Raw genomic sequence first — 20,874 nt, forward strand, 5'->3', positions numbered from 1 at the left:
GCCCCCTGCCCCTCCCCGCAACGCGACGAACGTGCCAACAGTCTCGCTAAGGGGGTCCCCTAGCGAGACTGTTGGCAAGTTCGTTGTCGCCAGGCTCACCGCGAACGGCACGAAAACGCCCCAGGTGCGCCGCCTGCCGCACCTGGGGCGAGAAGTTCGACAACTGCACCCGACATGCTAAAGGTTACCGCCGCCGAGGATCGCACCGAAGTAGTACATGCTCGTCGTGCTCGCGGGCACGCCTTCGCGACGCGCGCCGAACACCTGGCCGTTGCCCACATAGAACGCGACGTGACCCGGGAAGAACACCAAATCGCCGTATTGGAACTGGCTCGGGTCGGTCGTGAAGTGGCCGTTGCGCTGCACGTAGGCCATCTGGCCGCTCGCCGAATGGGGCAGGCTGTAGCCCAGCTGCGCGTAGCAGTACATGACGAGGCCGGAGCAGTCGAAACCCGAGGGCGAGGCGCCGCCGTACACGTAGGGCGTGCCCTCGTACTGCAGGGCGATCGAGACGGCAGAGGAGCCGACGGAGCTGGAGCCCGCAGACCCCTCGTCAGCCGCATCGTCCTGATCCGAGCTCGAATCGTCTGCCGCGGGCGCATCGTACGCAGGCTCATCCGCAGGCGCCTGGGTGCCGGCGTCGCCCGCATCATCTGTCTGACCCTCGGTCGCACCGCCCGCAGCATCATCCTGCCCGGCCTGCTCGGCATCACCGGAGGCCGAATCGTCGGTGTCGGCCGGCGCCTCCGACACCGATGCGGTCTGCTCGGCGTCCTGCGCGGACTGGATACCCGCCCGCACGCTCTCGTTCTGAGCAGCCTCGGCCTCAAGCTGCGCCCTCACCTCGGCATCGAGCGAGTTCACGAGCTCAGAGGCGGCCGCCTGGTTCTCGCCCAGCTCGTTCAGGCGAGCCTCGGCGACGTCCATGGCAGCCTGCTGCTCGGCCTGCTGGCCCTCGAGGGTGCTCTTAAGGTCGCGCACCTCCTCGATCGCCTCGCTGCGCGCGTCGGCGATCTTGCCCAGGTAATACACACGGGAGATCAGGTCCTGCAGGTCCGTGGCACCGAACACGGCGGAGATCAAGTCAACCCCACCGCCCTTGTAGCCGTCCGCGACGATCTCGGACAGGCTCGTCTGCGCGTCCCGAAGGTCCTGCGAGGTCTGCTCGACCTTGACGACCGTGTCCTGAAGCTCCGCGCTCTTGCGCTCGAGCTCGCCTTGCAGCTCATGGTACTCGGTGCCGATCTGCTCGAGCTGGGCGCGCGCAGCGGCGAGCTCGGACTCAGGGCTGGCGACGGCGCTCACGGGCGTAACCGCTGTCGCGATGGCCATGGTCAGCCCCGCGCACATCGCCGCGCGCACACGGGCCTTCCCCCAATTGCATGACATATACGAACCTCCAACATGAGGCGGTCTGAAGCACATAGCCTTTCATTGTAGGGAGCGCCACATGGGCAGGCTCGCACCGCACGGGAAACTGAGGGAAATCTTCAAAGCCCGCACCCCGGCGCCGTGGGGCAACCCATGCGGAGACCGCGAACGCCGCCATACCGCCGGTCGGCCGGCCCAAAAAGCGGGCATCCCGGCGGCGAAAAGTCACCGGGATGCCCCTCGATTGCAGTATGTACGCCCCGTCGCGAGATATCGCCCCTACTCGGCGTTCCCCCGCGTGACCATGCCTGCCTGACGTGCGCGGTCGCGCTCGAGGATGGGACCCAAGAACCTGCCCGTATAGCTCTCCGGGCAGGCAGCGACCTGCTCGGGCGTGCCGGAAACCACGATGCGGCCGCCGCCGTTGCCACCCTCCGGGCCGAGGTCGATGATGCGGTCGGCCACCTTGATGACGTCGAGGTTGTGCTCGATGACGAGCACGGTGTTGCCCGCATCGACCAGGCGCTGCAACACGTCGATGAGCTGGCGGACGTCCTCGAAGTGCAAACCGGTCGTAGGCTCATCCAGGATGTAGAACGTCTTGCCCGTCTGCTTGCGATGGAGCTCCTTGGCGAGCTTCACGCGCTGCGCCTCGCCGCCGGACAGTGTCGTTGCCGGCTGACCCAGGCGCACGTAGCCCAGGCCGACGTCGTAGAGCGTCTGCAGCTTGCGCTTGATCTGCGGAATGTTGCCGAAGAAGGCGAGCGCCTCGGTCACGCTCATGTCGAGCACATCCGAGATGGACTTGCCGCGGTAGAGCACCTCGAGCGTCTCGCGGTTGTAGCGTTTGCCGCCGCAGACCTCGCAGGGCACGTAGATGTCGGGCAGGAAGTGCATCTCGATCTTGATCTGACCGTCGCCGCGGCACGCCTCGCAGCGGCCGCCGGGCACGTTGAAGCTGAAGCGGCCGGGGGCGTACCCGCGCGCCTTGGACTCCGGCACGCTCGCGAACAGCGCGCGCAGATCGTCCCACAGCCCGATATAGGTCGCCGGATTCGAGCGCGGCGTGCGCCCGATGGGCGATTGGTCGATGTCGATGACCTTGTCGATCTGCTCGATGCCCTCGATAGCGCGGTACGGCCCCACCGGGCGCGCCGAATGGTGGATGGCGTTCGTGAGCGCCGGCGCGATGGTGTCGGTCACGAGGCTCGACTTGCCCGAACCGGACACGCCCGTCACGACGGTGAGCGTGCCGAACTCGACCTTCGCCGTCACGTTCTTCAGGTTGTTCGCGCGCGCCCCGCGGATCACGAGCGCGCCGCGACCGGGCTTGCGGCGCTCCTCGGGCAGGCGCACCATGCGCGCGCCGGTCAGGTAGGCGCCGGTGAGCGATGCCGGGCAGGCCATGATCTCTTCGGGCGTGCCCGCGCACACGACCTCGCCGCCGTTCTCGCCCGCACCCGGGCCCATGTCCACCACGAAGTCGGCCGCGCGGATGGTGTCCTCGTCGTGCTCGACGACAATCACCGTGTTGCCGAGGTCGCGCAGGCGCTCGAGCGTGGCGATCAAGCGCTCGTTGTCGCGCTGGTGCAGGCCGATAGAGGGCTCGTCGAGGATGTAGAGCACGCCCATGAGGCCGGCGCCGATCTGCGTGGCGAGGCGGATGCGCTGGGCCTCGCCACCGGAAAGCGTCGCCGAGGCACGATCGAGCGTGAGGTAGTCCAGGCCCACGTCCACCAGAAAACGCAGGCGCTCCATGATCTCCTTCACGATGCGTCCGCCGATGAACCGCTGGCGCTCACTCAACTCGAGCGCCTCGAAGAACTCGAGGGACTCGCGGCAGCTCATGCAGCACACGTCGTAGATGGACTTGTCGCCCACCGTGACGGCGAGCATCTCGGGGCGCAGGCGCGCGCCGTGGCAGGCGCGGCAGGGCTCTTCGCGGATGTACTTCTCCAGGCGCGCCTTCGTGTTCTCGTTCGTCGTCTCGATGTAGCGCTCGTACAGGATGTTGCGCACGCCCGAGTACTTCGTGAACCAGTGCGTGTCGCGTCCGTCTTGCGTGTGGTAGTCCACGCGCATCTTCTTGTCGCCCAAACCGTCGAGAAAGACCTTCTTCACGCGCGCGGGCAGGTCCTTCCACGGCGTGGCGGGGTCGACCTTCAGATGCTTGGCGAGCGCGCGGAAGATCTGCGGGTAGTAGTTCGACTTGCCGAAGAAGCTGCCGAACACACCCTCCTCGATGGAGAGGTTCGGGTCCTCGATGAGGGCCTCGGCGTCCACGACCTTCTTGAAGCCCAAGCCGTCGCACTCCGGGCAGGCGCCATAGGGCGCGTTGAACGAGAAGTCGCGCGGCTGCAGGTCGTCGATGGAGTGACCGTGCTCGGGGCAGGCGAGCGCGAGCGAGTAGGTCAAAAGGTCACCCGGGGTGCCCTCCGGGGCGCCGCGGTCGGGCAGCAGGTACACGCCCACGTTGCCGTGGGCCAGCTTCGTCGCCTGCTCGACAGCCTCGGCGATGCGGCCCACGCTCCCCTCGCGAATCACGATGCGGTCCACGACGACCTCGATGGAGTGGCGGAACTTCTTGTCGAGCTCGATGGGGTCGTCAAGGCTCTTGACCTCGCCGTCGATGCGCACGCGCGAGAAGCCCTCGCGGCGCAGGTCGTCGAGCAGCTTCGCGAACTCGCCCTTGCGGTCGGAGACGACCGGGGCGAGCACGAGCGCGCGCCGGCCGGCGCCGGCCTCCATGATCTTGTCGGCCACCTGGTCGGTCGTCTGGCGCTCGATGACGCGCCCGCACTCAGGGCAGTGCGGGGTGCCCACGCGCGCGAACAGCAGACGCAGGTAGTCATAGATCTCGGTCACGGTACCCACCGTGGAACGCGGGTTTTTGCTCGTCGTCTTCTGGTCGATGGAGACCGCCGGCGACAGGCCGTCGATCGAGTCCAAGTCGGGCTTGTCCATCTGGCCCAGGAACTGGCGCGCGTAGCTGGAAAGGCTCTCCACATAGCGGCGCTGCCCCTCAGCGTAGATGGTGTCGAAGGCGAGGCTCGACTTGCCCGAGCCCGACAGGCCCGTGATGACGACGAGCTTGTCGCGCGGGATCTCGACATCGATATCGCGCAGGTTGTGCTCGCGCGCACCGCGGATGACGATAGAGGAATCTGACATGGGTGCCCTTTCGGTTATCGGCAAGCCGCCGCGCACCAGGCTGCGGCGCGAGGCTGCCCTATGACGTTGAGTCAGCCGCTTCAGTCTACCGCTAGACGCAAGCGGACACATGTTCGCACGCGACCGCGTCACGGGATATTCAATCCTTGTTCGATATGTGTCCCGTTTGACGGAGCTGCGGAGCCGTGGGATTCTTTACCGTATCCATACAGACTCGTTACCAATAAAGAATTCCATGACTGACATTCTCCCCTCGACATTCGCCATCATCCCGCTCGCCGCCGCCATCGGCCTCGTCGTGCTCACCGTCGCCTCCGCCCTGCGCACCCGCACGTACGGCAGACGCCTTGCTGCTGGCGACATCCTGTGGCCCGCGGCCCACATCGCCCTGCTCGCCGTCATGGCCTACCTCTGCCATGCGGGCATGTGCATCTTCGAGCCCGGCGCGCTCGTCATCTTCTCGCTCGTGGTCGAGGCCGCGGGCGCCCTCACGCTCGCGCGCTCCGCCATCGCAGGCGTCCTCGACCGGATGGACCCCGCGAGCGGCCGCATCCTGCGCCCCGTGCGCGACGTCGCCCTCATGACCGCCGCCTCCGTGCTGTCGGTCTGGGCACTTGAGCGCGCCTGGAACGCGCAGTACGCGCGCATCCCCATCCTGTTCTTCGGCGTCGCCGTGCTCGTCGTGCTCCTCGCCATGCTCGCCCTGTATTTCGCCGGCCAGCGCACCGGCGCGCTGTGCACGCTCGCCGTCGCCGTCTGCGGCGGATTCGGCGTCGCCCAGTACTTCATCCAGCAGTTCAAATCGGCCGCCATCCTGCCGAGCGACCTACTCGCGCTCCAGACCGCGGCGGCCGTGAGCGGCGGCTACACCTACCAGATCGACCGCGCGGTCGCGGAATCCCTCATCGCCGTGGCCGTGGCGCTCACGTGCCTGTCGTTCATCCAGCCCGCCCCGGCGCCTGAGCGGTGGCGGCGAGCGGCGCGCGTCGGCGTCAACCTCTGCTGCGCCGGCGCCGTCGCCGCCGCGATGGCCCTCGGCTTCACCACCGTCAACTTCGAGGAGGCGCTTGACTTCACCTACGACCGCTGGTGGCCCATCGCGACCTACTCGAGCTGCGGATTCATCCCCTCGTTCATCGCCGTCGCCCAAGACCTCCCTATCCCTGAGCCGGACGACTACACCGACGAGCAGGCCGATGAGGCCGAAGACGCGCTCGTCGCCGCCTATGACGCCACACTCGGCCAGAACCCATCCCGCATCGCCGCCGAGCAGCAGTTCGCCGAGGTCAAGCCCGCGATCATCACCATCATGAACGAGAGCTTCTCGGACCTGTCGGTCTACGACGGGCTGCGCGAGGCCGGCTACACGGGACCCGCCTACTACAACTCGCTTTCCGACACCCTCCAGCGCGGCTGCCTCATGGCCTCTACCAACGGCGGCGGCACCGCGAACTCGGAGTTCGAGTACCTGACTGGCAACTCCATCGCGTTCGTCGGCAACGGCAAGTACCCCTATCAGCTCTACAATCTCTCGAACATCGACAGCCTGCCCAAGCAGCTCGCCGCGCTCGGCTACCGCTCGCGCGCCGTGCATCCGCAGTCGCCGACCAACTGGAACCGCTCGATGGTCTATCCGCAGCTCGGCTTCGAGGACTTCATCTCGAATGACGATTTCGATGAGGATGCGCCGCACTACCACTCCGGCGTGACCGACCGGGTGACCTACGACAAGGTCCTCGAGCATCTGCGCGAGGACGACGGTCCGCAGTTCATCTTCGACGTCACGATGCAGAACCACAGCGGCTACGACGCGGGAACCGTGCCGGAAGACGAGCCCATGGACTTCGCGCCCGCGGGCGTCACCGACGCCAACCTTCTCACGCAGCTCAACACCTATCTCACCTGCATCGAGGCGTCCGACCGCGACCTCACCTACCTCATCGACCAGCTGCGCACCATCGGGCGTCCCGTCGTGCTCGTGTTCTTCGGCGACCATCAGCCGAACATGACCACCGCGCTGAACGATGTGCTCTATCCGGGCGAGGACAACCTCTCCCACCAGTGGCGCCTGTTCGAGTCGACCTATTTCGTGTGGGCGAACTACGACGTCGCCGGCAACGACCAGATGAGCTTCAACCAGGAGCTGAGCATCAACGAGCTCGCCGCCCAGATGCTCTACATGATCGGCGCGCCCCTGACCGACTACCAGAAGGCGCTGCTCGCCAGCCGCTCCGAGATCACCTCGATCAGCGCAAACGGATACCGCGGCGCCGACGGCCTGTGCTACGAGCTCGACGCGAACAGCCCGTACCGCTCGCTCGTCGACGAGCTGCGCACCATCCAGTACCGCAACTTCGCCCGCAAGATCCGTTAGCGAACCATAAGATCGCAACCAGTCCGCACCCGGCGCGAATCGTGCCGGGTGCGGACTCGTGTGGTGAGGCCTTTCGCGATCTGCGAGCGTGCCGGACATATCGCTCAGGCGCCTTGCGGGCGAAGCGCCCGGCACGCTCGCCGGCGCATGCGGCCTGCTCGACCGGTTGTGATGAGCCTACGGGATGACCCGGCGAATTTGCGCCGCAGCCTGCGCCGCGAGCGCATGTCCGCGCGCGTCCGCCGCGCGCGAGGCCACACCCGCGACCACGCGCTCGCCCTCGCACAGCGCCGGAAAGAAAAACATGCACTCCTCAGGGGCGTCCGCCACCGAGACGATGATCCCCTGGCGCCGACAGCGCTCGGCGATCAAGCGGTTGGCCGCGCGATCATCGGTCGCCGCCACGACGAGCGTGCAGCCCGCTTCGTCTCCCGGCTCGTAGCGGCGGCGCGCCACCTCGATGCCCGGCGCCACCTCGACGGACGCCGCCGGATCGACAACGAGCACCTGCGCACCGAATCGCGCGAGCGCCCGCGCGCGGCGCCCTCCCACCGCCCCGCAGCCGACGACGAGGCACCTCGTCCCGTTCAGGTCCACGAACAGCGGGAAATGCGGCGATCCCGCCGCTGTCGCACGGCGATTTCCTGCGCGATGCACACCCACAGCGGGCGCCGCCGCCAGATGTGCGGCCGCGAGGGCGCAGACCTCGGGCCACGCACCGAGTCCCTCGGGAGCGACCGTGACGGCGCGGCCCTGCGCACGCAGGCGCGTGCACCAGCTTGTCGGCCCCTCCCCCATGACGTCGCGCCAGGCATGGCCCGCAACCGAGAGCATCAGGGGCGCAAGCAGGACCTCGCGCACCGCGCCCGCGCGCGCGGCGAGCGCCGCGTCCACCGCGTCCGCCCCCGGGTCGCCGCGCAGCACCCCGCAAATGACGTCGTCCCGGCCGTTGTCGGCAAGCGCGCGGCCGAGCGCAAGGTAGGCGAGCCCGCCCGCCCCGGCCGCGCCGTGGCCCACAAGCACCACGGCGCGGCCCTGCGCACGCGGCAGGTGCGCATCGATGGCGCGAGCGAGCGAGCGCACGTCGGCCGCGGAGGAGAGCAGCGGGCTGGCGAGCCGCACCTCATCGAACAGGGGCGCCTTCGCACGCACCGCCTCCGCGAGCCCGTGGTAGGCCGCGCCGTCAACCAGGTGCGACGAGGCGACCGTCACCCGGCGCACGCCCGCCTCCCAGAGATGCTCGAGCGCCGAGGCGGGATCGGCCACGATCTCGCCTCGCTCCGCGAGCGCGGCGCGCGCCCGAGCACTCGTGAAGGCGACAGCGACCGGCGCTTCAGAACCCTCCGCCTCCCGATAAGCGCGGGCGCACGCCTCGATCACCGGGGCGACGAAACGCTCGCGTGCCCCGGCATCGGCCGTCCCGTAGCATGCGACCACAAGGCCGCTCGCGCCAGCCGACCCCGTATCTCGATGCACCATCTTGCCCTCCTAGCGTCCTTTACGATTGCCCGATGATACCGCGGACGCGCCCCGTCGGCACCCCGGCGCGTGAGCGCGCGACCCGTGCGCGCCCCGGTTGCTCCCCTACGACGATATTAGGTCCCCTCGCGTGGTACCTCGTCGAATCGGCACCACCGCGGACCTCAAACGCGCAGGTAGCGCTTGCGAATCCGGGCAGCTTTCCTGCAGCCTGCCGTTTCGGCAGGCTAATTCCGTCGAGGAGATGCATCGGCGCGCCGCCCACCCTCCGCCCGCCCGTGCGCCTATACTGGCTGCATAGCTGACAAGAGAGGTCACATGCAGAAATCCAACGCATTCGGCGCCGCCACGTTCGAGCGGGTCGAGACCGAAGAGCAGGTCGAGCAGCTCGCCCGACTCGCGGGCGCCATCTGGCGCGAGTACTGGCCGGCCATCATAGGCCCCGACCAGACCGAGTACATGATCGAGCAGTTCCAGAGCCTGCCCGCGATCAAGCGCGACATGGCCGAATACGCCTACGAGTACTGGTTCGTGCACGCCGCGGACGACGGCCGCATCGTGGGATTCACCGGCGGCCACGTCGAGCCCGAGACGGCGCGCTTCTTCGTGAGCAAGATCTACCTGCTCAAAGAGGAGCGCGGGCGCCACTTCGCCAGCGCGGTCATCGCCTTCTACGAGAACCTGCTGCGCGAGCGCGGCCTTGAGGCGATGTACCTCACCGTGAACAAGCACAACGAGCTCGGCATCCGAGCCTATACGGCCAAGGGCTTCCAGACCATCGACGCCGTCGAGACCGATATCGGACACGGCTTCATCATGGATGGCTACATCATGGAGAAGCGTATCTAGCGACGCTGCGGCTGAGGCTGCGGCGACCAGGCTGCCCGACAGGGGTGCCGGCGCCACCGAGCCGTTCGGTCATCGTCACCCGACAGGGACGGACTCAAAACGCCTATCATGGACGTCAAGGCAATCGGAGCGCCAGCGCTCCCGTGCATGAGAGGGGAAATGCGCATGAAATACCTTATCGTCGGCGGTGTCGCCGCCGGCACCAAGGCCGCGGCGAAGATCAAGCGGTGCGACCGCTCGGCGGAGGTGCTGGTCATCTCCAAGAGTCACGACATCAGCTATGCCGGCTGCGGCCTTCCCTACTACGTGGGAGGCGCCATCGAGACGCGCGACGCCCTGATCGTCAACACGCCCGAGGCCTACGCGGGCCTCACGGGCGTCGAGGTGAGGGTCGGCCAGGAGGCGATCGCGCTCGACGCCGCCGCCAAGACCGTGACCGTCCGCACTGAGGACGGAGTCGAGTACGCCGAGCCCTACGACAAGCTCGTCGTCGCCACGGGCGCCAACCCCTTCGTGCCGAACGTCGCGGGCGTGCAGCTCCCGGGCGTCTTCAGCATGCGCACGCCCGACGACGCGACCGGCATCCGCGCGTACGTGCAGGACAACGCCTGCCGTCGCGCCGTGGTCTGCGGCGCCGGCTTCATCGGCCTCGAGGTCGCCGAGAACCTGCTCGCGCTGGGCCTGTCCGTCACCGTCATCGACGCCATGCCGCAGATCCTGCCGAACGTCTTCGACCCCGAGATGGCCGACTTCGCGCGCCGTCAGCTCAAAGCAGCGGGCGTGCGCGTGCTCACGGGCACGTCGCTCACGGGCATCACCGGCACCGAGCGCGCCGAGGGCGTCGAGACCTCCGGCGGCACGATCCCGGCCGACCTCGTCGTGGTGGCCATCGGCATCCGCCCGGCGACCGCTTGGCTCGAGGGCTCGGGCATCGAGATGATCAAGGGCACCGTCGTGACCGACGAGTACGGCGCCACGAACCTCGCCGACGTCTACGCCGCGGGTGACTGCGCCATGGTCCACAACGCCATCACCCACAAGCCCGCGTGGAGCCCCATGGGATCCACCGCCAACATCGCCGGCCGCGCGCTCGCCCGCACGCTCACCGGAACCCCCACCGCCTACCCCGGCGTGCTCGGCACCGGCGTCGTGCACCTGCTCTCCACGCTGAACGGCGGCCGCACCGGCCTCACCGAGGCTGCCGCGCGCCAGGAGGGCTTCGACCCGGAGTCCATCGTGGCCGTCGTCGACGACAAGGCCCACTACTATCCCGGTTCCTCGAGCTTCATCATCAAGCTCATCGCCTGCAAGGCGACCCATCGTCTGCTCGGCGTGCAGGTGCTCGGCGCCGGCGCGGTAGACAAAGTCGTCGACATCGTGGTAGAGGCGATCTACCGCAAGCTCAAGGTCGAGGACCTCGACCTCATGGACTTCGCCTACGCCCCGCCGTTCTCCACGGCCATCCATCCGCTCGTGACAGCCTGCTACATCCTCGAGAACAAGCTCGCCGGCGAGCTCGAGACTCTCACCCCCGCCCAATATGCGGCCGGTGAAGCGACGGACTACACCGTCATCGACGCCCTTCCCGCGCCCACCATCCCCGGAGCGGAGTGGGTCGACCTCACGAAGGTCGTCGACGGCATCGATGGGCACGCCAAAGACGACAGGCTGCTGCTCGTGTGCGCCAAGGGCAAGCGCGGTTACTTCATGCAGAACCGCCTGAAGGCCGCCGGCTACACCAACACGCGCGTCCTCGAGGGCGGCATCACCTTCAACGAGGTGAAGGTCCCGCGGCGCGGCGCGAAGCTGCCCGCCGCCGAGATCAAGCGCCTGAAGGGCCTCGGGTGCCTGCAGGACAAGCGCTTCGACGACGTGTTCAACGTCCGCGTCATCACCCGCAACGGCAAGCTGACCTCCGCCGAGCAGAAGACCGTGGCCGACGCCGCCGAGCAGTTCGGCTCCGGCGAGGTCACCATGACGACGCGCCTCACCCTCGAGATCCAGGGCGTGCACTACGACAACATCGCCGCCTGCATCGAATACCTGCAGGCGCACGGCCTCGATGCCGGCGGCACCGGCTCGAAGGTGCGCCCCGTCGTCTCCTGCAAGGGCACGACGTGCCAGTACGGCCTCATCGACACGTTCGACCTCTCCGAGAAGCTGCACGAGCGCTTCTACGTGGGCTATCACGGCGTCGAGCTGCCGCATAAGTTCAAGATCGCCGTCGGCGGATGCCCGAACATGTGCGTGAAGCCGGACCTGAACGATCTGGGCATCGTCGGCCAGCTCGTGCCCGAGATCGATCTGGACAAATGCCGTGCCTGCAAGGTCTGCCAGGTGGTGAAGGCCTGCCCCATGGGCGACGCCCAGATCCGCGAGGACGGCAAGATCACCATCGACGAGAGCCTGTGCAACCACTGCGGCCGCTGCACGGACGCCTGCCCGTTCGGCGCAGTGAGCGAGGGCCTGCGCGGCTACAAGGTCTACATCGGCGGTCGCTGGGGCAAAAAGACCGCCCACGGCCGCGCCCTGGACAAGATCTTCACGAGCGAAGAGGAGGTCATGGACGTCGTCGAGCGCGCCATCCTCTTCTTCCGCGACGAGGGCATCTCCGGCGAGCGCTTCGCCGACACCGTGGCGCGCCTCGGTTTCGACTACGTGCAGGAGAAGCTGCTCTCGGCACCCATCGACAAGGAGGCCATCCTGAACAAGACCGTCGTCGGCGGCGCCACCTGCTAGGGCGCCATCGGCAGGCGAACCGATGTCGCGGGGGCGGGCACGCGGGTGTCCGCCCCTTATCATATCGCGGCGCACATGAAACACAGGCCACCGCGCGGGGTACAATGGGTGCGTCTGAACGTGCCAATCGAAAGGACGCATCCATGGGTTGCGAACACGCAGCTGCTGCGGGCGGCCAGACCGCCCCGATGCAATTTGAAGAGAACAACCTCTCCGAGGTGAAGCGCGTCATCGCCGTGCTGTCCGGCAAGGGCGGCGTCGGCAAGTCGCTCGTCACGGGCTCGCTCGCCGTCGAGCTCGCGCGCAGCGGCGCCAAGGTCGGCATCCTCGACGCCGACATCACCGGCCCCTCCATTCCCCGCATGTTCGGCATGGGCGACCGTCGCGCCCACGGTCTCGGCAAGCTGCTGCTGCCCGAGATCTCGGCGACCGGCATCAAGGTCATGTCGTCGAACCTGCTGCTTCAAAACGAGACCGACCCCGTGCTGTGGCGCGGACCGGTCATCGCCGGCGCCATCAAGCAGTTCTGGAGCGACACCTCTTGGGGCCCGCTCGACTACCTGCTCGTCGACATGCCCCCGGGCACGGGCGACGTCGCGCTGACCGTGTTCCAGTCGCTGCCCGTCGACGGCATCGTCGTCGTCACGAGCCCGCAGGACCTCGTGTCCATGATCGTGGCGAAGGCCGTGAACATGGCCGACAAGATGAACGTGCCCATCCTCGGCATCGTCGAGAACATGAGCTACGTCCAGTGCCCGGACTGCGGCCGTGCCATCGAGATCTTCGGGAAAAGCAAGCTCGACCAGGTCGCCGAGACCTACAACCTCACCGTGCTCGACCGCCTGCCCATCGACCCGACACTCGCTGCCGCCTGCGACGCCGGCACCATCGAGACCGAGCTTCCCGCCGGCACCCTGCCGCTCACGCTCGCCGCGGCGACCGCCGTTGCGCCCCACGAGGGCACCGAGGACAGCGAGCAGGCCTAAGGTGGCGGCGCATCCCCTCTATGATGTAGCGATTGTCGGCGGCGGGGCCTCGGGCCTCGCCGCCTCCCTATCTGCCGCGCGCGCCGGGCGCTCCGTCCTCATCATCGAACGCGACGTGGCCCTCGGCCTGCCCATCCTCGCCACCGGCAACGGCCGCTGCAACATCTCGAACGCCCACCTCGACCCCGCGCGCTATCTGCACCCGGATATCGCCCGCGCCGTCATGGGACGTGCCCCCGAGCGCGAGCTGGCAGCGCTCTTCGACGCGGTGGGCATCATGACCTGCAAAATCGACGGCAGGCTCTACCCCTACAGCAAGCGCGCCGACTCGGTGCGCGAGGCGCTGCTCGGCGCCATCGCGCGCCGTGGCGTCGAGGTGCTCGCGTGCGCCGACCTGCAGGATGCGACCTACGGCATGGACGAGGCCGTCTGGAGGCTCGAACTCTCCGTCCCCGCCGCGCCGCTGCCAGCGCCCAAAAGGCACGTCGGCGACCTGCGCGCCCGCATCCGCTCGGACCGCAAGGAGCTCCGCCGCGCCGCACGGACGCCGCGCTCGGTGCGCGCCCGCCATATCATCATCGCCTGCGGCGGCGCATCGGAACCGCTCGCCGGTCTCTTCGGCCTGCCCCATATCGGCGAGAAGCCCGTGCTCTGCCCCGTCGCCTGCACGCCTGCGCACGACACCTGCGCCCTCGAGCGGCTGGACGGGCTGCGCGTCGACTGCCGGCTGGGCCTCGTCCGCGATGGCGAGGAGCTCTGGGCGGAATCCGGCGAGGCGCTCTTCCGGTCCTACGGCATCTCCGGCATCGTCGCCTTCGACCTCTCCCGCCGCTGCATGACGGGCGACATCGTCGAGGTCGATCTGTTCTGCGACCGTGCCGAGCGCGAGCTCGCTGCGCTGTTCGAGCAGCGCGCAGCGCTCCTCGGCGACCCCGCATCCCGCGGCGCGTCGTGGTTCGACGGCATGCTCGCCCACGAGCTCGGCGCCTTCCTGATGCGCTGCGCCGGGCGCGAGGGCGCCCGCGACGGCGCCGCCCTCGCGCGCATCGCGAAGCATCTCCCCTTCATCATCGAGGGCACCACGGAGCACGCGAGCGCCCAGGTCCGGCGCGGCGGCATCCCCTTCGACGCCGTCGAGCTCCCCGGGCTGCAAGTGCGCCCCGATATCGCGCCCGCCCTGTCCGTCTGCGGCGAGGCACTCGACATGGATGCCGATTGCGGCGGCTTCAACCTCGCCTGGGCCTGGCTGTCGGGCATCCGCAGCGCCGAGGCGCTTGCGCGCTGAGACGCATCACCGCGCTCGGTGGCCGAGCAGGCTATGGAGCGGGCGGGCTCCTGCTTTCGGGCGGACCCCGCGCGTCTACAATGAAACGGTACCCCGTGCCCACTCAACCCGCTGAAAGGCGCTTCCATGATTGAGATCTCGCAGATTCCCGTCAGCCTCGACGAGGGGATGACCGAGGCGGGCTGCCTCGACATATGCCGTCAGGCGGCGCGCAAGCTCCTCGGATGCGGGGCGCGCGATATCGCCCATATCGAGCTCCATCGCAAATCGGTCGACGCGCGCAAGAAGCGCGACGTCCATTTCGTCCTGAGCGCACGCGTGCGGCTGCGCACGCCGGCGCAGGAGAAGGCGGCTCTCGCGCACGTGCCGGCGGCCCGCGCCTCCCATGTGCGCCCCGTCGAGGATGCCGAACCCACCTTCCCGGTCCCCCTGCATGCATCCGTGCTGCCGGCCGCCCGCCCTGTCGTTGTCGGCGCGGGCTGCGCGGGCCTGTTCTGCGCGCTCACGCTTGCAGAGGCGGGGCTCGCGCCGCTGCTTATCGAGCGCGGCGAGGCGGCTGCCGCACGCACCGCCGCCATCGAGCGCTTCGTGCGCACGCGCGAGCTCGATCCCGAAAGCAACATCCAGTTCGGCCTCGGCGGCGCGGGGACCTTCTCCGACGGCAAGCTGAACACCGGCACGAAAAACGACGCGCACCGCCTCATCCTCGAGACCATGGTCGACGCAGGGGCGCCCCGCGACATCCTCTGGGACGCGAAGCCGCACGTCGGCTCCGATATCCTTCCCACCGTCGTTGCGCATATCGCCCGGCGTATCGAGCAGCTCGGCGGCGAGGTCCGCTTCGGCTGCCGCATGGTCGATATCGAGCGCACGTCCTCCGGCGCACCGTGCGCCATCCTCGTCGAGCAGAGCGCATCGGCCCCCGAGCGCATCCGCGCCGACCGCCTCGTGCTCGCCTGCGGGCACTCCGCACGCGACGTGTTCGAGCTGCTGGTCCGCCGCGGCATGGCCGTCGAGCGCAAGACCTTCGCCATGGGCGTGCGCATCGAGCACCTCCAAGCGGATATCGATCGCGCCCAGTACGGGCCGGCCGCCGGGCACCCCGCCCTGGGCGCCGCCCCCTACAAGCTCGTGGCGCACCTGCCGCAGGGCAGAAACGTCTTCACGTTCTGCATGTGTCCGGGTGGCGAGGTGGTCGCCGCCGCGTCCGAGCCGGGCGGCGTCGTCGTCAACGGCGCGAGCTTGAACGCGCGCGCCGGTCGCAACGCCAACGCGGCGCTGCTCGTCAACGTCAACCCCGGCGACCTGCCGGGCGATGACCCGCTTGCCGGCATCGAGCTGCAGCGACGCTGCGAGCGGGCGGCGTTCGAGCTCGCCGGCGGCGACTTCCGTGCGCCCGCCCAGCTCGTGGGCGACTTTATCGCCCGGCGCCCGAGCACCTCCTGCGGCCGCATCGCGCCCACCTATCCGCTCGGCGTCACCTGGTGCGCCCTCGACGAGACGCTGCCCGCACCTATCGTCGACACGCTGCGCGCGGGCATCCCGGCGCTCGCGGGCAAGCTGCGCGGGTTCGATGACACCGAGGCAGTGCTGACCGGCGTCGAGACGCGCTCGAGCTCACCGGTCACCATCGTTCGCGACCGCTCCTGCGTCGCCGTCGGCGCGCCCGGGCTCTACCCGTGCGGCGAGGGTGCGGGGTACGCCGGCGGCATCATGAGCGCCGCGACCGACGGCATCCGCTGCGCCCGCGCCCTGATCGCCGACCTCGTCGCAGATAGCGCCTAGCCGCCATAGCCCCCCCACAACCGCCATGCGAAAAGGCCGCCAGAAGCGCTGAGCTGGCTTCTGGCGGCCTTTTCTCGTATGCATGAGCATTGGGCCCCATAGATATGAAAAGGGCCGCAAAGCGCGGCCCCGATCGTCATGTGTCGTGCAGAAGGTTACGCAGCAGCAGCGTCCCTCTTCTTGCCGCGACCGCGCAGCGCGCGAACGGGCGCCCAGATGGACTCATCCAGCGACCCCACGCCGTGCAGCGCCACCGCACCGTAGACGAAACCCCACGCCGCGATGAACAGCGTAAGCGAGGTCAGGCCCTGAGACGCCGCCGGACCGGCGAAGTCCATGATGTTGATGAACGAGACGATCCACGTCGCGGCGGCCACGCACAGCTCAACGAACCAGTGGCCCACGCCCTCACGGTCCATGTGCAGCGCGATGAACATGATGAAGAACGCGAGGAAGATACCCACGAACGCCCAGGTCTGCGAATAGACGCCGATGTCGTACGGGAAGAACAGCTCCCAGAACCCGAACACGAACATGACCAGGCTCATGAGGATCTCGACCCACGAGAGCACCCAGCCGCTGCGCGACACGAACGATGCGATGCCGGTCAGGACGCCCAGCGCGATGCCGCACCAGGGAAGCATGGCCAAGATGCCATCCAGCCCGTCATGCGGCGTGATCATGAACATGCCGAGACCGCCCCAGGACGGCGTCACGTAGTTGTACGCTGCCATGCCGAAGCAGAAGGCGGCCATGATGACCAGATTCCACTTCACCAGCAGCAGCTGCTCCTTGATGGCGTCGAGCCTTGCACGCGTCTGCTTTCTCATTGCTCCCCCTTAGCCGACACGGTTGTTCCCAAAACCTCCGGCAAGTGTTCCATACGGTTCCACGGTGATTATAGCATCTGGCCCATAGCGAACCCGCATGAGGTCCGGCTTCGCCCGCATGCGCGGCTCGGGATCTGTGAGCCCGCGGCCGGGTACCGCGAGGCAGACTCCGGCGTTTTGGCCCTTGCGGCCGGGTGCGCACGCGTCCGGCGCGGCATCGACGACCCCTAGTGCTTAAAGCGGGTGCCCTGGCGCTTCCGCCCTCCGCCGAACGTCGAACCACGGCGCGCGTCGCGGCGCAGGCGCTCGATTACCTCCTGCTCGGGTGCGCCCTCGACGACCGCCTTGAGATGCACGAGCGCGTCGCGCAGGCGCGCCGCCTCCTCGAAGTCCATGGCCTCCGAGGCGCTGCGCATGTCCTCCTCCATCGTGGCGATGATGCGTTCGACCTCATCTTTGGGAAGCGAGGCGAGCTCCTCGGCGAGCCGCTCGCCCGCACTCGCCGCATCGGCCCCGTCGCCAACTTCCGCCTCGCTGCCCGCTGGGGTGAAAAACGCGCCGTGCCCCAGCGAGTCGCCGCGGCTGCGGTCCTTCTTTCCCACCGTCTCGGTTGCCTCGGCGATGAAGCTCGAGATGTCGTTGATGGCCTTGCGCACCGTCTTCGGCTCGATGCCGTGCTCCTCGTTGTAGGCCATCTGGATGCCGCGGCGGCGGTTCGTCTCGTCGATAGCCTCGCGCATGGAGTCCGTCACGGTGTCGGCGTACATGATGACCTCGCCGTCGGCGTTGCGCGCCGCGCGGCCGATGGTCTGGATGAGGGAACGGCGATTGCGCAGGAAGCCCTCTTTGTCGGCGTCGAGAATGGCGACAAGCGACACCTCGGGCAAATCGAGACCCTCGCGCAGCAGGTTGATGCCCACGAGCACGTCGATCTTGCCCTGGCGCAGGTCGCGCAGGATCTCGACGCGGTCGAGCGTCGCCGTATCGGAGTGCATGTAGTTGACCTTGATGCCGGCATCGAGCAGGTGGTCCGTCAGGTCCTCCGCCATGCGCTTCGTGAGCGTCGTCACGAGCACCCGCTCATGACGGGCGGTACGGACGCGAATCTCGTCGAGCAGGTCGTCGATCTGGCCGCGCACGGGGCGCACGTCGATCTTCGGGTCGAGCAGGCCCGTCGGGCGGATGATCTGCTCGACGTTGTTCTGGCTCACGCGCAGCTCGTAATCGCCGGGCGTGGCGCTCACGTAGATGAACTGCGGGATGCGCGCCTCGAACTCGTCGAAGCGCAGCGGTCGGTTGTCGAGTGCCGAGGGCAAGCGGAACCCGTGCTCCACCAGCGTCACCTTGCGCGAGCGGTCGCCCTCGTGCATGCCGCGGATCTGCGGCACCGTCACGTGGCTCTCGTCGATGATGCAGAGCATGTCCTTGGGGAAGTAATCGATGAGCGTGAAGGGCGGCTCGCCGGGCTTGCGCCCGTCCAGATGGCGGGAATAATTCTCGATGCCGGTGCAGAAGCCCATGGTCTCGAGCATCTCGAGGTCGTAGTCGGTGCGCTGCTGGAGCCGCTGGGCCTCGAGCAGCTTGTCTTCGGCCTTGAGCTCGGCGACGCGCTGCTCGCACTCCTCCTCGATGGTCTTGAGCGCCTGGGTCACCTTGGGCTTCTCCGTCACGTAGTGCGAGGCGGGCCAGACGGGAATGGCGTCGTATTCGCGCAAGATCTCGCCGGTCACCTCGTCAATCTCGGCGATGAGTTCCACCTCGTCGCCGAAGAACTCGAAGCGCAGGGGATGCTCCGCATACGGAGGGTACACGTCGACGACGTCGCCGCGCACGCGGAACGTGCCGCGCGCGAGGTCGTAGTCGTTGCGGTCGTACTGGATGTCGATGAGCGCATGGATGAAGTCGTCGCGCTCGAGTGGCACCTTCTTGTCCACGTTCGGCGCCAAGCCCGCATAGTCCTCGGGGCTGCCGATACCGTAGATGCACGATACCGACGCGACGACGATGACGTCGCGCCTGGAAAGCAGGGAGGCGGTCGCCTGATGGCGCAGCATCTCGACCTCCTCGTTGATGGAGGAGTCCTTCTCGATGTAGGTGTCGCTCGCCGGGACATAGGCCTCGGGCTGGTAGTAGTCGTAGTAGGACACGAAGTACACGACGGCGTTATGCGGGAAGAACTCCTTGAGCTCGCTGGCGAGCTGCGCGGCGAGCGTCTTGTTCGGCGCCATCACGAGCGTCGGCTTGCCGAGCGCCTCGATGGTCTTCGCCATCGTGAAGGTCTTGCCGGAACCGGTCACGCCGAGCAGCACCTGATAGCGATCGCCCTCCTCGACGCCGCGCACGAGCGAGGCGATTGCCTGGGGCTGGTCGCCCGAGGGCTCATAGGGGGCCACGACCTCAAAACGGGCGCTATCGCCATCGACGCCGAAGCGCTTCAGTTCGCCGCCGACACGCTCCACCTCGAAGTTAGCCATAAGAGTCCCTCCTCCTACAGAAAGCTCGTGGGATACAGCTCCCGGTACCGCTCATGCGCCGTCTTCACGCGCGCAAGATACGACTGGGTCTCAGGAAAGGCGATGGAATCAGAGAGGTCGCCTCCGGACCCGGTCCAGATGGCCACGTTGCCCATACCGGCATTGTACGCGGCGATCGCATGGTCGGTCGCGCCGTTGAAATACTTGATGAGATAGGACAGGTACGCGCAGCCGAACGTGATGTTCGTCGCCGGATCGTACAGATCATCCGGATCGGCCTCATCTGCGGAAACCAAACCTTGCACGATCATGTCCTGGGCGGTCTCGGGAAGGAGCTGCATGAGCCCTTTTGCGCCCTTATCCGAGGTCGCATTGGGATTCCAGCCAGACTCAGTCTCGATCACCGCACATACGAGATATGGATCGAGCCCGTAGGCGGTAGCCGAGGCGAGGATGTCATCCTCGTACCGGAGCGGATAGATGAACTGGAACAGGGGAGCCGGTGCATAGGCGTAGACCCACGAGATGCCGCCGAACACAAGAACGATAGCGAGAGGCACGACGCGGAACCACGCAAAAAAGCGAGGCGCGCGCATCAGGCATACGCCTCCCGTGCACCCTGCAGAAGCCCGTGCGAGTCAAGCCACGAATCAAGAGCAGAAAACAGCCTGTCGTCGGCATAGGTGTTGTCGATAACCGTATCGGCCAAAGCGCAAAGCTCCTCTTCAGATGGTTGACACGCAGCGCGCTCGTCGAAAGCATCAAGACTCATACCGCGCGCGACCGCGCGATCGCGCCTCACCGAAAGGGGCGCCGTGATAGCGATAACTTCATCGGCAAGACCGAAGGCATCGGTGAAGGATGCCGCCACCGACACCTCAACCACCGCCAGCTCATGCTCAGGCGCCATAACCGTGCAGCACAGGGGCGGAAGCAGCCGATGAGAAAGCTGATCGATCAGATAGGGGTAGACAATACCGTTGAGATCGCGAGAATCCTCGGGAGTAGCGAACGCGCGCTCAGCAAGAGCCTGAGGGACGATACCGCCCTCGGAGGAAAGGATTTCGAAGCCGAAACGATCCGCAAGAGCCATGACGAGCTCAGAGCCGGGAACGTAGAGGTCCTTGGCAAGCTGATCCAAATCGATACGATAGGCCCCGCGCCGCTCAAGATAGCGCGTGGCACAGGATTTACCGGAGGCAATGTTGCCAATGATGAATGCAGTAAACATAAGCGGTATTGTAGCCCGACAATCAGCGTGCCCGCGAAACACATGAGGAAAGCGATAAGCGAACACAGCAGGCAACAACCTACTGAAACGAGAAAGGGGGCGGGGCCCCGGGGGAGATGCTCCCCCGGGGCCCCGCCCCCGCGTGGAAACGCCGTCCACCGGTCAGCGGCGCCCTGCTCTCCCACGGGCTGCCCCCGCAGTACCATCGGCGCTGGCCGGCTTAGCTTCCGGGTTCGGAATGGGACCGGGCGTGCCCCGGCCGCCAGAGCCGCTGACCGGTGGGCGGCGTTCCCGCAGCCC

At 67.5% G+C, this 20,874-nt stretch carries 13 protein-coding genes and 1 rRNA gene; 6 read left to right on the plus strand and 8 right to left on the minus strand.

Annotation, left to right across the window (positions count from 1 at the left end):
• Positions 1-177 precede the first annotated feature (177 nt).
• Both H6A21_RS09150 and uvrA read right to left on the minus strand, forming a co-directional pair.
• Entirely contained in the window at positions 178-1,332 is a 1,155-nt protein-coding gene (locus H6A21_RS09150; RefSeq protein ID WP_204562438.1) for a C40 family peptidase, read from the minus strand.
• Between the two features lie 318 nt (positions 1,333-1,650).
• Positions 1,651-4,542 (minus strand): excinuclease ABC subunit UvrA, encoded by a 2,892-nt coding sequence (gene uvrA, locus H6A21_RS09155; RefSeq protein ID WP_204562439.1) that lies wholly within the window; start codon positions 4,540-4,542, stop codon positions 1,651-1,653.
• 235 nt (positions 4,543-4,777) lie between these two features.
• Here uvrA and H6A21_RS09160 point away from each other — a divergent pair, with 235 nt between their 5' ends.
• Positions 4,778-6,916 (plus strand): LTA synthase family protein, encoded by a 2,139-nt coding sequence (locus H6A21_RS09160; RefSeq protein WP_204562440.1) that lies wholly within the window; start codon positions 4,778-4,780, stop codon positions 6,914-6,916.
• A gap of 177 nt (positions 6,917-7,093) precedes the next feature.
• Here the strand turns inward: H6A21_RS09160 and H6A21_RS09165 are convergent, their stop codons facing one another.
• Entirely contained in the window at positions 7,094-8,395 is a 1,302-nt protein-coding gene (locus tag H6A21_RS09165) for a sirohydrochlorin cobaltochelatase (protein ID WP_204562441.1), read from the minus strand.
• A 318-nt stretch (positions 8,396-8,713) separates the two neighbouring features.
• Between H6A21_RS09165 and H6A21_RS09170 the strand changes: the two genes are divergently transcribed.
• The 5 genes from H6A21_RS09170 to H6A21_RS09190 all read left to right on the plus strand — a co-directional run bounded on the left by H6A21_RS09170 (position 8,714) and on the right by H6A21_RS09190 (position 16,039).
• Positions 8,714-9,244 (plus strand): GNAT family N-acetyltransferase, encoded by a 531-nt coding sequence (locus H6A21_RS09170; protein ID WP_204562442.1) that lies wholly within the window; start codon positions 8,714-8,716, stop codon positions 9,242-9,244.
• Positions 9,245-9,409: 165 nt separating this feature from the next.
• The gene (locus tag H6A21_RS09175; RefSeq protein ID WP_204562443.1) at positions 9,410-11,983 is read left to right on the plus strand and encodes an FAD-dependent oxidoreductase; all 2,574 of its coding nucleotides are present in this window, start codon (positions 9,410-9,412) and stop codon (positions 11,981-11,983) included.
• Positions 11,984-12,126: 143 nt separating this feature from the next.
• Entirely contained in the window at positions 12,127-12,969 is an 843-nt protein-coding gene (locus tag H6A21_RS09180) for a P-loop NTPase (protein ID WP_204562444.1), read from the plus strand.
• A 1-nt stretch (position 12,970) separates the two neighbouring features.
• Positions 12,971-14,254, plus strand: a complete 1,284-nt coding sequence (locus H6A21_RS09185) for an NAD(P)/FAD-dependent oxidoreductase (RefSeq protein ID WP_204562445.1) — start codon at positions 12,971-12,973, stop codon at positions 14,252-14,254.
• 126 nt (positions 14,255-14,380) lie between these two features.
• Complete coding sequence (locus tag H6A21_RS09190) at positions 14,381-16,039, plus strand: NAD(P)/FAD-dependent oxidoreductase (RefSeq protein WP_204562446.1); 1,659 nt, start codon at positions 14,381-14,383, stop codon at positions 16,037-16,039.
• Between the two features lie 155 nt (positions 16,040-16,194).
• Here H6A21_RS09190 and H6A21_RS09195 read toward each other — a convergent pair whose 3' ends face one another.
• From H6A21_RS09195 to rrf, 5 genes are all read right to left on the minus strand, one after another.
• Positions 16,195-16,869, minus strand: coding sequence for a hypothetical protein (locus tag H6A21_RS09195; protein ID WP_204562447.1), 675 nt, complete (start codon positions 16,867-16,869; stop codon positions 16,195-16,197).
• Positions 16,870-17,096: 227 nt separating this feature from the next.
• A complete protein-coding gene (gene uvrB, locus H6A21_RS09200) occupies positions 17,097-19,343 on the minus strand; it encodes an excinuclease ABC subunit UvrB (RefSeq protein WP_204562448.1) in 2,247 nt (748 codons plus the stop codon).
• A gap of 14 nt (positions 19,344-19,357) precedes the next feature.
• The gene (locus H6A21_RS09205) at positions 19,358-19,903 is read right to left on the minus strand and encodes a lytic transglycosylase domain-containing protein (RefSeq protein ID WP_342589667.1); all 546 of its coding nucleotides are present in this window, start codon (positions 19,901-19,903) and stop codon (positions 19,358-19,360) included.
• A gap of 35 nt (positions 19,904-19,938) precedes the next feature.
• Positions 19,939-20,574, minus strand: coding sequence for a dephospho-CoA kinase (gene coaE, locus H6A21_RS09210; RefSeq protein WP_204562450.1), 636 nt, complete (start codon positions 20,572-20,574; stop codon positions 19,939-19,941).
• Between the two features lie 160 nt (positions 20,575-20,734).
• Positions 20,735-20,850 (minus strand): 5S ribosomal RNA (gene rrf / locus H6A21_RS09215).
• Positions 20,851-20,874 lie beyond the last annotated feature (24 nt).

This window comes from Collinsella tanakaei, from assembly GCF_016902615.1.
Taxonomy (GTDB): Bacteria; Actinomycetota; Coriobacteriia; order Coriobacteriales; family Coriobacteriaceae; genus Collinsella; species Collinsella tanakaei_A.

Excerpts from the sequence above, each read along its gene's own strand:
- uvrA (WP_204562439.1), bottom strand. The coding sequence starts at position 4,542 with ATGTCAGATTCCTCTATCGTCATCCGCGGTGCGCGCGAGCACAACCTG.
- H6A21_RS09175 (WP_204562443.1), top strand. The coding sequence starts at position 9,410 with ATGAAATACCTTATCGTCGGCGGTGTCGCCGCCGGCACCAAGGCCGCG.
- H6A21_RS09190 (WP_204562446.1), top strand. The coding sequence starts at position 14,381 with ATGATTGAGATCTCGCAGATTCCCGTCAGCCTCGACGAGGGGATGACC.
- H6A21_RS09180 (WP_204562444.1), top strand. The coding sequence starts at position 12,127 with ATGGGTTGCGAACACGCAGCTGCTGCGGGCGGCCAGACCGCCCCGATG.
- H6A21_RS09195 (WP_204562447.1), bottom strand. The coding sequence starts at position 16,869 with ATGAGAAAGCAGACGCGTGCAAGGCTCGACGCCATCAAGGAGCAGCTG.
- H6A21_RS09160 (WP_204562440.1), top strand. The coding sequence starts at position 4,778 with ATGACTGACATTCTCCCCTCGACATTCGCCATCATCCCGCTCGCCGCC.
- H6A21_RS09170 (WP_204562442.1), top strand. The coding sequence starts at position 8,714 with ATGCAGAAATCCAACGCATTCGGCGCCGCCACGTTCGAGCGGGTCGAG.
- H6A21_RS09150 (WP_204562438.1), bottom strand. The coding sequence starts at position 1,332 with ATGGCCATCGCGACAGCGGTTACGCCCGTGAGCGCCGTCGCCAGCCCT.
- H6A21_RS09165 (WP_204562441.1), bottom strand. The coding sequence starts at position 8,395 with ATGGTGCATCGAGATACGGGGTCGGCTGGCGCGAGCGGCCTTGTGGTC.
- coaE (WP_204562450.1), bottom strand. The coding sequence starts at position 20,574 with ATGTTTACTGCATTCATCATTGGCAACATTGCCTCCGGTAAATCCTGT.
- uvrB (WP_204562448.1), bottom strand. The coding sequence starts at position 19,343 with ATGGCTAACTTCGAGGTGGAGCGTGTCGGCGGCGAACTGAAGCGCTTC.